Genomic DNA, 12,034 nt, shown 5'->3' with positions numbered 1-12,034 from the left:
GGCGCTCGCGCAAGGTTGTCGCTGAAGATAGGATGGAAATGAAGTTTTCGGCTTCAGCGGGCATTTTACAGTATACTCGCGCCAAACTCGATCTACAGGCCAGCAAACCATGCAGGACAAGCCATTGTCATCATCCGTGCAGTCGCATCCCTATGAGCTATTGGGGCCCGATCAGGTGCTGGATGCCATCGAAAGTCTGGGATTGGAGACCACGGCGCGTGTGTTTGGGCTCAACAGTTACGAGAACCGGGTTTATCAGATTGGTCTGGCGTCCGGCGAGTATATTGTTGCCAAATTCTATCGACCCGAGCGCTGGAGCAACGAACAGATTCTTGAGGAGCATGGGTTTGCCCGGGAACTCGCCGACCTTGATATTCCGGTGGTGCCCCCTCTGTCTATCAGTCCGGGCGACGGACAGGCTGAGCAAACCCTGCATAATTTCGCCTGTGGCGAGCAGAATTTTCGCTTTGCGCTGTTTCCGCGACTTGCTGGCAGGGCGCCCGAACTCGACAACCCGGACAATCTTCTGGTGATGGGCCGCTTTCTGGGGCGAGTGCATCTGGCGGGCGCGCAACGTCTGTTTGATCACCGTGTCAACTTGAGCCTGGAGCAGTTCGCTGTGACCAGCCGTGAATTCCTGTTGAGCAATGATTTTATTCCGGCCTCGTTGCTTGCGGCTTACGAAAGCCTGAGTCGTGACCTGATAGACCGGTTATCGCCGGTGTTTGAGCAGACCCGCGGCTGCCGCACAGTGCGGCTGCACGGAGACTGCCATCCAGGCAATATACTGTGGCGGGAGGATCGCCCGCATTTTGTTGATTTTGATGATGCCATGAACGGACCGGCGATACAGGATTTGTGGATGATGCTGGCCGGAGACCGGGACCAGCAGCAGGGGCAACTGCTGGAGATTGTTGAAGGTTACGAGGAGTTCTACGACTTTGATGCGCGCGAGCTGGCGTTGATCGAGCCGCTGCGGACCATGCGTATCATGCACTACAGTGCCTGGCTGGCCCGTCGCTGGCAGGACCCGGCGTTCCCACACAGTTTCCCGTGGTTCAATACCGAGCGCTATTGGGCGGAGCACATTCTGGAGTTGCGTGAACAGATGTCGGCTCTGAATGAGCCCTTGTTGCGCCTGTTTCCCTGAGCGGGAAAGTAGGGGGCGGTTGGCTGGGTTGCCTGTTTACTCAGCCAGCAGCGGTAACAGTGTTTGCTCCAGCAATGCCGTGTCGCCTTCACGAAAGCCTTTGTGGACATGACGAATAATGCCGTCACGATCAATCAGAAATGAGGTCGGCATGCCCACGACGCGATATTGATCCATTACATCTGCAGTCGCATCCAGCACCACCGAATAGGCCAGCGGCACTTCCAGGTCATCCAGAAAATCGGTGGCATCTTCCACCGGATCATCAATGGTAATGGCAACGACCTCAAAACCCTGGTCGCGATACTGTTCATACAGGCCATTGATCTGCGGCAGCGAGCGCAGGCAAGGCAGGCACCAGGAAGCCCAGAAATCGACGTAGACGACCTTGCCCTGCAGTTCACTCAGTTGCACGGTGGCATCTGTGGTGCGAACGCCTGGCAGGGTAAAGTCCGGCGCCGGTTCGCCTTCTTCGGCAGCAAATGCCGGGGCCGCAGTCGCCAGCAGCGCCAGTAAGGACAGGCTGCCGGCGAGCACTGCGCGGCCGAGAAACTGACAAAAACGATTCATTGATAACCTTCGCAAGCGGTAGCTGTTGTCCCAATCATATTTACGCGATCTGCGGCACATCTGAGAAACTCTGCAGCAGTTCGCGCCAACGCTGGCGTCGCAATTTGAGCTGGTAGCGCACCTCGCGGTAGCTGTCACGCACTGCAATTTTTTCCCATTTTTCGTGCAACTGATCGTGAATCTGACTGGATTTGGCCGCGTACCACTGCTGACGATGCTGGGCCCACAGATCCAGCGTCTGTTTCAACTGCTGGTATTCGTCTTCCAGACGCGCGCGCAGTGTGTCAGCGTTGCTCAGTGTGTCGCAACGTTCTGTGGCCTTGCGGTATTGCATTTCCAGGCGTGCAGTTTCAATACTGAGCGGAGAAACCCGCTTGAGATCACTGGTCAGGCCGACCCAGGCGCAGCTGCGGATCAGCCACTTGGTGGGGTCATAGTGCCACCAGCGTATGCCGTTGCGATAATCCCACTGAAAGGTATGGTGGTAGTTGTGATATCCCTCACCGTAGGTCAGCAGTGCAATCACCGGGTTGTCGCGCGCGGAACTTTTTTCACTGAATGTCTGTTTGCCCCACATGTGCGCCAGTGAGTTGATCAGGTAGGTGACATGCTGGCTGAGCACCAGTCGCAGCAGGCCGCCGAGCATCAGGCCAGCGACAATGCTGCCGCCCAGATAGCCCAGAAATGCCGGTACCGCGATATTCATGAAAAGTACCAGAGCCAGGTAGTGTTTGTGCTGCCACTGCAGGATGGGGTCTTTTTGCAGGTCCTTGATATTGGAGAAATCCTGCGAACCACTGGGGTAGTTGTGCAGAATCCAGCCGATATGGGAGAACCAGAAACCGCGGCCAGCTGAGTACGGATCCTTTTCATTATTGTCTACAAAGGCATGGTGCCGGCGGTGGTCGGACGCCCAGTTGAAGACATCATTCTGCAGAGCGCAGGCGCCACCCACGGCGAACAGGAAACGCAATATCGGGTGTGCCTTGTACGCTTTGTGAGACCAGAGGCGATGGTAGCCAGCGGTGATGGAGATGCCGCAGAACCCCATCAGCAGGACAAAAACCGCCCAGTCATAGACGCTGTAGCCGTACGTGAAGCCATACCAGGGTACCAGGGTAACGGCAAACAGCGGCGTCAACGTGAACAGGATCATATTGGTCCAGTTGACAGGCGCATTATCCCAGGCGTCTGTATTTGACGAGTCTGCGGCGCTCTGTGACGAAGATTGTTGGGGAGAAGGTTGACCGGTCAAGACGTAATGCCTCCTGAGTTACCGCTGATGCAGATTGAATGTTTGACAGGGGCGACCGCGAAGGAACTCCAGCTCGCCAGCTGTGTCGAATTTTCACAATAGTATAGACAGTTATTTTCTGCAGATTATTACATGACTCGCGAGATATTATAAGACTGCTGGTTGCGCACCCAGCTCCCAATGTCCCTGAAACTGGCTGGAGTGGCCGCCCTGACCACGGTATCATGGCAACACGCCGTGTTATTCTTCGGCAGTATCAGCCATTGTTAAAGTCAGGGGAGGCGACAAATGTCTACAGAAGCGAAATTGATCGATCTGCAAACCCGGTTTGCCTTTCAGGAAGACAGCATTCAGGCATTGAATGATGTGGTTGCTGGGCAACAGAAACAAATCGAAATGCTCACGCGCGAACTGAGTCTGCATCGGGACAAATTGACGGAGCTGATGCAGGCGCAGTCAGAGCGAATGGTTCACTCAGGCGCCATTGATGACAGACCGCCACATTATTAAGTATGTCCGCTGCGTTTCAGCCCTGAACGGCGGCCACATCGTCCGCCTGCAGGCCTTTGTCGCCCTGGCTGACGCTGAACTCAACGCGTTGACCGTCTTTCAGAACCCGGTGGCCCTCGCCGCGTATTGACCGGAAATGCACAAAAACATCATCACCGCTGTCGCGGGTAATGAAACCAAAGCCTTTACTGGCGTTAAACCATTTGACACTGCCCAGTTCGCGGGGAGCGTTGCTGCTACTGCGGTTGCTGTCAGCCTTGTGTCTGCGTGCGGGTTTACGTTTTCCGGATTTGGCTGGTTTGCTGCCAACCTGAGCCAGCGCAGCTGTTGCCAGGCAGGCCAGGAAGATCAGGCCGGTGATAAAAACTGGATTGTTGATCAGGGGGTGCAGGAAAAATACGACCGGGGTGCTGATCAGGGTGATAAGAATGGCGGAAATAAGGGTTTTGCGAAACATGTGTAATCTCTTGGTGGGGCCGGTGATGAAGCCCGGTACAGCGTGATGAATTTTAATTTTTATTTTTTGAAGCAGCCCGGATTGTACCTGTATCTCCCGCCAAATCAATAGTCTATGTTTGAACCGGGATGGTTCATGTGGTCTGTTGTGATCAGCAGCAGGAATTACCATGCCGTTAAGTCTGGATTCAGCTGTCGCGCCTTACTCTGACAATCGAATCAGGACAATAATGAGGTGTGCTATGAAAAAGTCTGACGGGAAAAGGAAAAAAGCGGTCGGCATGTTGGGTCTCGGCGCCGCTGTTTTGTGGATGTCATCATCGGCGCTGGCGCAAACCCAGTATGTTTATGCCGATGTGCTGGAGTCGCGGCCGATTTACCAGGCAGTTACCGTGTCTGCGCCTCGGGAAGAATGCTGGCAGGAACAGGTACAGGTCAGGGATTCGCATCGTTCCGGCAGTCGGACGCCAGCGTTGATCAGCGCTATTGTTGGCGGCGCGATTGGCAACGCGGTGGGCAATAACAGTTCCAGTCGCAAGGTAGGCACTGTCGTAGGCGCTGTCTTGGGGCACTCAGTTGGCCGTGATATAGTGGCTGCCAACAGTCGTCATGAACCCGCCCGCTATGAAACCGTGCAGCATTGCAAGGTTGTTGACGAATACTACGATGAAGAGCGGCTGATGGGTTATCAGGTCAGATACCGGTACAACGGTGAAGACTTTTCTGTCCGGATGGACGATGACCCGGGTGAGCAGATCCGCTTGCGGGTGCAGGTTGAACCAGTGCGCTGAAGGCCTCGGTGGCGGGTTTGGCTGCCTGGCCAGTGGTGCCGGTTTTACAGTCAATGCCAGTCATTTTCAGTGGGGTTATATGAAGTTGCCAGTTTTGCTAAAGGATCATCGACGAAGCATCCGACAGTGTGTGTTGTCGTGCACTCTGGGTTTGCTGGCCAGTGTTGTTGTGATTGCCTCGCCGGTGATGGCAGTGGCGTCACAGCAGGGTGAGCAGGCCAGTGAGCAGTCAGGTCCGGTGAATCAGGAGCAGGCACTGGAAAGAGTACGGGCCATTTTTCCCGGTACCGTCATCAGTATCAACCAGGTCCGCCAGGACGGCCGTCTGCGGTTTCGGGTGAGACTGGATAACGAGGGCAACATCTACACAGTATTTGTAGATCAGGCGACAGGTGCGCTAAGCAGGGAGTAGAACATGCGGTTGTTGGTCGTCGAAGATGAAAGCCTGTTGCGGCAGCAACTGAAATCGGGACTGGAGCGTGCGGGTTATGTTGTCGATGATGCTGCAGACGGTGTTATCGGCCTGTATCAGGCCACCGAATATGAATACGATGCCGCCATTATTGATCTGGGTCTGCCAAAACTTGATGGCATCAGTGTCATCCGGCAATTGCGTGAGGCCGGCAAGCGATTCCCGGTGCTGATACTGACTGCGCGCGGCGACTGGCAGGACAAGGTGGCAGGACTGGATGCTGGCGCGGATGATTATGTTGTCAAACCTTTCCGCCTGGAGGAGATTCAGGCTCGTTTGAATGCTCTGCTGCGACGTGCTGCGGGGTTTGCGAGTCCGACAATCACGTGCGGCCCCGTGCAACTGGACACTTCCGCCAAACGGGTGAGCGTCCATGGCGCTAATGTCGAGCTGACTGCTTATGAGTACAAGACGCTGGAATATCTGATGCTGCACCCGGACCAGGTCATATCCAAGGCTGAACTGACCGAACATCTGTATGCGCAGGATTACGACCGAGACAGCAATGTCCTGGAAGTTTTTGTGCGACGCCTGCGACAAAAGCTGGATCCCGAGCAGACTCTGCAACCGATTGAAACTGTGCGTGGCCAGGGTTATCGAATGCGGGCACCGGATTGACATGGTGACGGCCCGTCTCGGTGGCTATTCCCTACAGAGTCGACTGCTGGTCGCCGTTACGGTATTACTGACGGTATTTCTGGGCCTGACTGGGGCGGTGCTTGACCGGGCTTTTCGCAACAGTCTGGAGACGGGTGTTGCCGAGCAGCTTCAGGTGCAGATTTATGTCCTGCTGGCGGCGGTTGATGAAGCCGATGGCAACTTCTATTTCAGCGAAAACCTTCGCGAGCCGCGATTCTCGCAACTGAATTCAAACCTCTACGGTTTTATCAGCAGCGCCAGCGAGGGCGAGCTGCTGCGAACGTCATCAGCACTTGATATTGATTATGAAACGCTGGGTCTGAATCACGACCTGGCGATTGGTGAAACCCGGTTCGGACGTTTGCGCACCAAGGCTGGCACTGAGTTTTTTGTGACCAGTTATGCCGTTACCTGGGAGAACAGGCTGTCACCGATTCTGTTCTCGGTGCTGGAGTCAACCGATACCATCGAGGCCGAGGCGAGCAATTTCAGAAACAGTCTCTGGTCCTGGCTTGGCGGCCTGGCAGTGTTGTTGCTGATATTGCAGATTCTGCTCCTGCGCTGGGGGTTGGCGCCCCTGCGTCGCCTGGCCCGAGACCTGAAAAAAATTGAGTCCGGCCAAAGTGAGACACTGGACCCATCCTATCCCCGGGAACTGAGTGCGGTGACCCAGAATCTTAATCTGTTGATTCAATCTGAACGCAAGCAGCAGTCGCGCTATCGAACCACGCTGGCAGATCTGGCGCATAGTCTGAAGACGCCACTGGCGGTTATTCAGGGCGAACTTGGCAGCCACACGTCCGACATCAACCAGGCGTCGCTGGTGCAGGAACAGCTTGATCGGATGAACCAGATTATCAGCTACCAACTGCAGCGCGCTGTCAGCACCGGCGACACTGGAACGCTGGCGCGGCAGGTTAATGTTGCCAGTGTGGTGGCGAAAGTGGCACGTACGCTGGAAAAGGTTTATGCCGACAAAGCGGTTGTCATCAAACGTGATATTGATACAGAGCTAAACTTTCTCGGTGATGAGCGCGATTTGCTGGAGATGCTGGGTAACCTGATGGACAACGCCTGCAAGTATGGCAGGGGTATGGTCGCGGTGTCTGCGTCGTTGGCATCAACCATGCCGCCACGTATGTCGCTGCGGGTAGAAGATAATGGCACCGGCATTTCGGTGCCGGATCGGGAGCGGGTGCTGCAGCGCGGTGTCAGGCTTGACACGCTGGCACAGGGCCAGGGGATCGGTCTGGCGGTGGTAGTGGACATTGCCACCAGTTACGGCGCCAGCGTCAGCGTAACCGACAGCCCAATGGGCGGTGCCAGTATTATTCTCGAGTTCGATAATATTCGAATAGCGGACTGACGCAGGCGGCCTTCTATTGTGGCCTCAGAACAGCACTGCGGCCGCGCATGACACCAGCGTCATGGCAAACAGAAACCACTTGATGGTGCTTTGCTGGACACTGATGGCAAAACGTACACTGAGATAGCTGCCCAGCATCGTACCCAAAGCCAGAATCAGGCCCGGGATCCACGCGACCTGATCAAACCAGATGAAAATCACCAGAGATACAGACGTAACAGCCAGCGTACACACCATCTTCAGGGCATTGGCACGAACCAGGTCATAGCGCAGACCACCTGCCAGTGCGGCGAGCAGTATGAAACCGACCCCGGCCTGCACAAAACCACCGTAAATGCCGGCTGCAAACACTCCCCACCAGGCCAGGCGGCTGTCATTAACGGACTTAACCGGGGTGCCCGGAGGCGGTGCGATAAACCCCGGGCGTAGCAGAATAACCGCGGACATGGTGAGTACGGTGCCCAGCAACAGTGGTTTCAGAGCGACATTGGGCACCAGTGCGGCGATCAGGGCGCCAACGCCGCCACCGGTCATACTGGGTACCAGAATTGACGCGATGGACGGTGTATCAAGCTTGCCGTAATGATGGAAGCCGCGCACGGCGACAACACCTTGCAGAATCACCCCAACGCGGTTGGTGCCATTGGCGACATCAGGCGGAAGGCCGAGCACCATTAACATGGGCAGGGTCAGATTCGAACCACCGCCGGCCAGGGTGTTTATCCAGCCGGCAATAAGGCCAAGAAAGGCCAACAATGCCAGTAACAGTGGATCGTATACCATAGCGTGCCCGGACGGCGCCGAGGCGCTGAATAAGTGAAGCGCGGATCATAGGGAAAAAGCCTGGTAAATGCCAAAGTCCACACGTGCTGTCAGGATGAGGCTTATGTGCGGCGCCGCACAGTTAAGCAAGTGTCGCGAAACATTATTTCTGGTTCGTCTAAACTTCAAAAGAGTTGGGTGTGTTTTGGGAGGACGGCTAGCGTATGCGATTTCCAATCCGGTGCAGCGCGCAGACGCGAAATATTGGGTCGCACCATGTTCTGGGCATTGCCCTGTTTGAAGTATTGTTGACCAGCTTTATCCTGGCTGCGGGGATTCTGGCGGTGCTCAACATGCAGGCCATGGCGGTTGCCACGTCACAAAACAACAGTCACCAGCAGCGTGCAGAATGGCTACTGCACGACATGCTGGAACGAATGAAGGCGAATCCCCAAGGCTTCTGGCATGCATTGCAGGTCTCACCTGATGGCGAACCAAACGCACAGTGCCTGACGATGACCGGTTGTTCGCCTGCCGAACTCGCAGCGCACGATCTTGCGAATTGGCAACAACAGCTTGTTGAAACATTGCCTGTCGGTTCTGGCGAGATTAAATCAACAACCCTCGCAGGTTATCCCCATACAGCTCGGGCCTACCGGGTATCGGTGCACTGGCAAGGAAGCCAGGGTAGTGGCAGCGCTACGCAAAGGCCGGACAGTAGCGCAATCGTGGTGTTATGAAAGGTGCTGCGAATAGTCCTGCGAGGCGTGGCCATGGCAGCGCTGCGATGACTCAGTCGTGTTTCTCCAGTCGTGGGTTCACGTTAGTGGAGCTGCTAATGGCGCTTGGCCTGGGCGCCAGCCTGAGCGCGGTCACCCTTCAGGTTTTTACCGACAGTGTGCAGTTGCAGCTTGTGCATACTGGCGTGCTGGAGGTGCAGCAACGTTCGGCTTATGCCCAGTTCCTATTGCGAACAGCCATTCGAGAGTCAGCATCGCCATGTCCGACACCCAGCGCCGACCTCGCCGTCAATCCGGCGCATCATCTTGACGTGGTTGCTGCAAATGAAGCTGCAGTCAATGCGTTGCCGAATACTCAGGTGCTGCGAGTACGCACGGGCAACTGTGAAGAACCGGCTCACCTGTTTTACGTTGGCAGGCGTGGTAATGACAGCGTCAATGACACCGGGCTGTTCCGGCGCGTGCAGCGTAGCGACGGGTCCTACCGCGCAGCAGAAGAACTGATTGCAGGTGTAACGGCAATGTCGTTTGTGGTGGGTATCGCAGTAACGCCGACGACATCGGTGTCCGATGCTGACCTTGCATTGGCCTATGTCGAACCCAGGCAGGTCGCCTCCTGGTCTCGCGCGTTCAGTGTGACAGTGGCCCTGTCCTGGCCAGCAGCCTCGATAGCAACTGACACGGTGGCGGAGACCGCCGACGGGTTGACCATGACGTTCACGACAGCGCTACGTCAGGTGGAGGTGAATCGCATTTTTGGAGGACCGGTATGAAAACCGGTCTGAGAACTGTTGCGAGAGCACGAGTCGCCCGCTGCCAGGCAAGCGCGCAACAACGCGGCTCGGCCCTGTTAATGACCCTGATTTTCATGGCGGTACTGGCCAGGGTGGCGCTGTCGGCCGTTGATGCGGCGTCGCTGGGTACGTCGCTGGTTCTGAATTACCGGGATCATGAACGTGTTTTTAGTTCTGCCGAAGCACTTCTGTTCGCGGTTGATGCCCGCTTGCTGCAGCGCATCCAGATCGATGGCCCGCAGGCGGCACTGGACGCGGTGCCGGAGGCTGAGGTGGAACTGGGCGTGCCGCCTGCTGCCAGTTTAGAATCTGGTGCTGCGATGCTTGCCTATCAAATACACGTGGTGGACTTCATGGCCGGTCGAGGCCCAGATGGCGGAGCCGACGGAGTCTACTGCAATCCTCTGTATCAGCTAACGGTGCGGGCATCAGGGCTCAGGGCGGGGACCAGGGTGCGGCTAAGTCTGGAGCGCAGTGCCTGCTGCAGCGACAACGCCACCTGTGCGGCAGGAGATTTTTATTCAATGAGTCGACGCTGGCGCCGATTCAGTCAGGAGCAGCGCAGCGGTTGACCCTGACTGTTTTCCCGCAATCCATCCCCGTCATTGTCTTGCGCATAACGAAAGCGGCCACTGCCATTGAGAATGATTTGATGCGCCGCCTCGGTGCCGTCGTCGGGAGGGCACCAGGTAAAGTTGCCATTCTGGCCGGTCAATCCGCCAAAGGCATCAATCAACAGGTATTGCCGATTGCCAAAGGCGCGCCAACGCAATTGCCCCTGCAGTTCTGGCCACTGGACGCTGGTCATAATGTTCTCGTCAGCAGAGCGCTGTCTGTCCTCGTCAATATCAATAAACAACATGGCACCGTGTTGCCAGTCACGGATGCATTGCTGGTGTTCATTCACGGGGCACAGGGTGACCGTTCGGCGGCGTCGGATGGCAACACTGCGGGCAGTTTCTGCCAGTGCCTGGAACTGGCGTAACACGCGTGTCGATTCTTCGCCGTCAATCAGGGTAAACACAGGCAACGCAAGTGTTGCCAGTATTGCTATAATTGCCAGCACGATGGACAACTCCAGCAAATTTGCGCCGCGTTGACGTGGTGGTATCGATATGTGGGGCATGATCAACCTCTCTGCCAACAGTGTAGCGTGTGTCTGCCAGCCCCTGCCGGGATTTTTAGCCGTGTTCACCAGAAAAGAGGTTTGCGTGTCGGGTTGCCGGAAACGCTTCCAGGACAGGTGCCAGGTCTGTTGCCAGGCCAATTGTCATAGTGGCCACCGGTGCCGTCGCAAGAACTGTTGCAGGACGGGTTACAAGGACAAACGTTGTGAGTGATTTTCTTATCTGTGGCGGTGGCGTCTCTGGCATGCTGGTCGCCCGTGGCCTGAGCCATCACGGTGCCCGGGTGCAACTGATTGAGCGTGGCACCTGCGGGCAAGAAGCCTCATGGGCCGGTGGCGGCATTGTCTCGCCGCTGTACCCCTGGCGTTATTCGGATCCGGTGACGGCACTGGCGAATCGGGCACAGGATGCTTACCCCGAACTGGCGCAGGCGCTCGCCACGGAAACGGGTATCGACCCCGAGCTGTCGGTGTGCGGGCTGTTGATGCTGGATGCAGCAGATCATGAAGAGGCATTGCAATGGGCGCATCGCCACGACCGCCCGATGCAGACCTGGCAGCCGGCACAGATACAGGTCCGAGAACCCGAACTGGCCGAAGGCAGCGAACGTGCACTGTACATGCCGGCTGTTGCCAATATCCGCAATCCCCGACTGGTAAAGGCGCTGGCTGCCAGTTTGCGTCTGCAGCCCCGCGTTGATGTGTGTGAACAGTCGGAGATTCTGCGCATTGAAACCCGTGGCGATCGCATGACGGCAGTCTGGGTGCGGCAGCAGAATGAGGAAGTCAGGTTGCAGGCAGATGTGTTTGTGTTGGCCGCGGGTGCCTGGACGGGGCAATTGCTGGCGCAACTGGGTCTGGCCTTGCCGGTAACGCCGGTTAAAGGTCAAATGCTCTTATACAAGGCGGAAGAAGCCCTGTTGCGCGGTGTTGTTTTGAGCCAGGGACGCTACCTGATCCCTCGCCGTGACCATCATATTCTGGTGGGCAGTACGCTGGAGCATGCGGACTTTGACAAGTCGATTACCGAGCACGCGTGTGACAGCCTGCGCGCGTCCGCGGAACGAATGTTGCCGGCACTGTCCGCCTTACCGGTGGTACAGCAGTGGGCTGGGTTGCGTCCGGCCGCACCGGATGGAGTTCCGTTTATTGGCCGACTGCCCGGGTTCAGCAATGCGTTTGTTAATGCCGGACATTACCGCAACGGCCTGGTGCTGGCGCCAGCGTCTGCTGATTTGCTGGTTGAGTTGCTGGCGAACGCCCCGACCGGCCTCGACCCTCGTCCCTATGATCCGGTACTGCGCGGTATCAAGCCAGCCCTCAGGTGACAGGACCGCAAACGCCCTGGTCGGCATCATGGTGGCCAGGGCATAGTCGGGTCAGCGCAAATTTGGCGTTTTACT

Annotated in this window: 14 protein-coding genes and 1 pseudogene; 10 read left to right on the top strand and 5 right to left on the bottom strand. The window is 56.6% G+C overall.

The window, feature by feature from the left end; all coding sequences use genetic code 11:
* Nucleotides 1-124 precede the first annotated feature (124 nt).
* Nucleotides 125-1,150 carry a serine/threonine protein kinase gene (locus PHACT_RS14325; protein ID WP_317622292.1) on the top strand — a complete coding sequence of 342 codons (1,026 nt, stop codon included), beginning with the start codon at nucleotides 125-127 and terminating at the stop codon, nucleotides 1,148-1,150.
* Nucleotides 1,151-1,186: 36 nt separating this feature from the next.
* On the opposite strand, the gene PHACT_RS14320 is transcribed toward PHACT_RS14325, so the two are convergent.
* Both PHACT_RS14320 and PHACT_RS14315 read right to left on the bottom strand, forming a co-directional pair.
* Entirely contained in the window at nucleotides 1,187-1,720 is a 534-nt protein-coding gene (locus PHACT_RS14320) for a TlpA disulfide reductase family protein (RefSeq protein WP_070118973.1), read from the bottom strand.
* A gap of 40 nt (nucleotides 1,721-1,760) precedes the next feature.
* Complete coding sequence (locus PHACT_RS14315; protein ID WP_245730818.1) at nucleotides 1,761-2,975, bottom strand: acyl-CoA desaturase; 1,215 nt, start codon at nucleotides 2,973-2,975, stop codon at nucleotides 1,761-1,763.
* A 288-nt stretch (nucleotides 2,976-3,263) separates the two neighbouring features.
* Here PHACT_RS14315 and PHACT_RS14310 point away from each other — a divergent pair, with 288 nt between their 5' ends.
* Nucleotides 3,264-3,485, top strand: coding sequence for a SlyX family protein (locus tag PHACT_RS14310; RefSeq protein ID WP_070118972.1), 222 nt, complete (start codon nucleotides 3,264-3,266; stop codon nucleotides 3,483-3,485).
* A gap of 16 nt (nucleotides 3,486-3,501) precedes the next feature.
* Here PHACT_RS14310 and PHACT_RS16575 read toward each other — a convergent pair.
* Nucleotides 3,502-3,708, bottom strand: a pseudogene (locus tag PHACT_RS16575) (cold-shock protein); the annotation flags it as partial.
* Nucleotides 3,709-4,183: 475 nt separating this feature from the next.
* On the opposite strand from PHACT_RS16575, the gene PHACT_RS14300 reads away from it, so the two are divergent.
* The 4 genes from PHACT_RS14300 to PHACT_RS14285 are packed head-to-tail and all read left to right on the top strand — an operon-like array spanning nucleotide 4,184 to nucleotide 7,209.
* On the top strand, nucleotides 4,184-4,732 hold the full coding sequence (locus PHACT_RS14300) for a glycine zipper 2TM domain-containing protein (RefSeq protein WP_169819489.1): 549 nt from the start codon (nucleotides 4,184-4,186) through the stop codon (nucleotides 4,730-4,732).
* The gene (locus PHACT_RS14295) at nucleotides 4,716-5,144 is read left to right on the top strand and encodes a PepSY domain-containing protein (RefSeq protein WP_070118970.1); all 429 of its coding nucleotides are present in this window, start codon (nucleotides 4,716-4,718) and stop codon (nucleotides 5,142-5,144) included. Before PHACT_RS14300 ends, PHACT_RS14295 begins: the two co-directional genes overlap by 17 nt.
* A gap of 3 nt (nucleotides 5,145-5,147) precedes the next feature.
* Nucleotides 5,148-5,822: a response regulator transcription factor gene (locus PHACT_RS14290; RefSeq protein WP_070118969.1), complete on the top strand. Its 675-nt coding sequence runs from the start codon at nucleotides 5,148-5,150 to the stop codon at nucleotides 5,820-5,822.
* A 1-nt stretch (nucleotide 5,823) separates the two neighbouring features.
* Entirely contained in the window at nucleotides 5,824-7,209 is a 1,386-nt protein-coding gene (locus PHACT_RS14285) for an ATP-binding protein (protein WP_070118968.1), read from the top strand.
* A 24-nt stretch (nucleotides 7,210-7,233) separates the two neighbouring features.
* Here PHACT_RS14285 and PHACT_RS14280 read toward each other — a convergent pair whose 3' ends face one another.
* The gene (locus tag PHACT_RS14280) at nucleotides 7,234-7,992 is read right to left on the bottom strand and encodes a sulfite exporter TauE/SafE family protein (RefSeq protein WP_070118967.1); all 759 of its coding nucleotides are present in this window, start codon (nucleotides 7,990-7,992) and stop codon (nucleotides 7,234-7,236) included.
* Between the two features lie 203 nt (nucleotides 7,993-8,195).
* Between PHACT_RS14280 and pilV the strand changes: the two genes are divergently transcribed.
* Genes pilV through PHACT_RS14265 form a run of 3 tightly spaced genes read left to right on the top strand, consistent with a single transcriptional unit; the run spans nucleotide 8,196 to nucleotide 10,077 of the window.
* Nucleotides 8,196-8,711, top strand: coding sequence for a type IV pilus modification protein PilV (gene pilV / locus PHACT_RS14275; protein WP_070118966.1), 516 nt, complete (start codon nucleotides 8,196-8,198; stop codon nucleotides 8,709-8,711).
* A gap of 47 nt (nucleotides 8,712-8,758) precedes the next feature.
* Entirely contained in the window at nucleotides 8,759-9,484 is a 726-nt protein-coding gene (locus PHACT_RS14270) for a PilW family protein (protein ID WP_169819488.1), read from the top strand.
* Entirely contained in the window at nucleotides 9,481-10,077 is a 597-nt protein-coding gene (locus tag PHACT_RS14265; RefSeq protein WP_139141588.1) for a pilus assembly PilX family protein, read from the top strand. The genes PHACT_RS14270 and PHACT_RS14265 overlap by 4 nt, the downstream gene beginning before the upstream one ends.
* Here the strand turns inward: PHACT_RS14265 and PHACT_RS14260 are convergent.
* Nucleotides 10,056-10,631 carry a GspH/FimT family pseudopilin gene (locus PHACT_RS14260; protein WP_139141598.1) on the bottom strand — a complete coding sequence of 192 codons (576 nt, stop codon included), beginning with the start codon at nucleotides 10,629-10,631 and terminating at the stop codon, nucleotides 10,056-10,058. The two genes, PHACT_RS14265 and PHACT_RS14260, sit on opposite strands and share 22 nt — an antisense overlap.
* Nucleotides 10,632-10,837: 206 nt before the next feature.
* On the opposite strand from PHACT_RS14260, the gene thiO reads away from it, so the two are divergent.
* Nucleotides 10,838-11,959: a glycine oxidase ThiO gene (thiO, locus tag PHACT_RS14255; RefSeq protein WP_083264667.1), complete on the top strand. Its 1,122-nt coding sequence runs from the start codon at nucleotides 10,838-10,840 to the stop codon at nucleotides 11,957-11,959.
* The last annotated feature ends 75 nt before the right edge of the window (nucleotides 11,960-12,034 follow it).

Origin of the sequence: Pseudohongiella acticola (genome assembly GCF_001758195.1) — a bacterium.
GTDB lineage: Bacteria > Pseudomonadota > Gammaproteobacteria > Pseudomonadales > Pseudohongiellaceae > Pseudohongiella > Pseudohongiella acticola.
The sequence above is the reverse complement of the archived record's forward strand: the minus strand, read 5'-3'. Positions and strand labels throughout refer to the sequence as shown.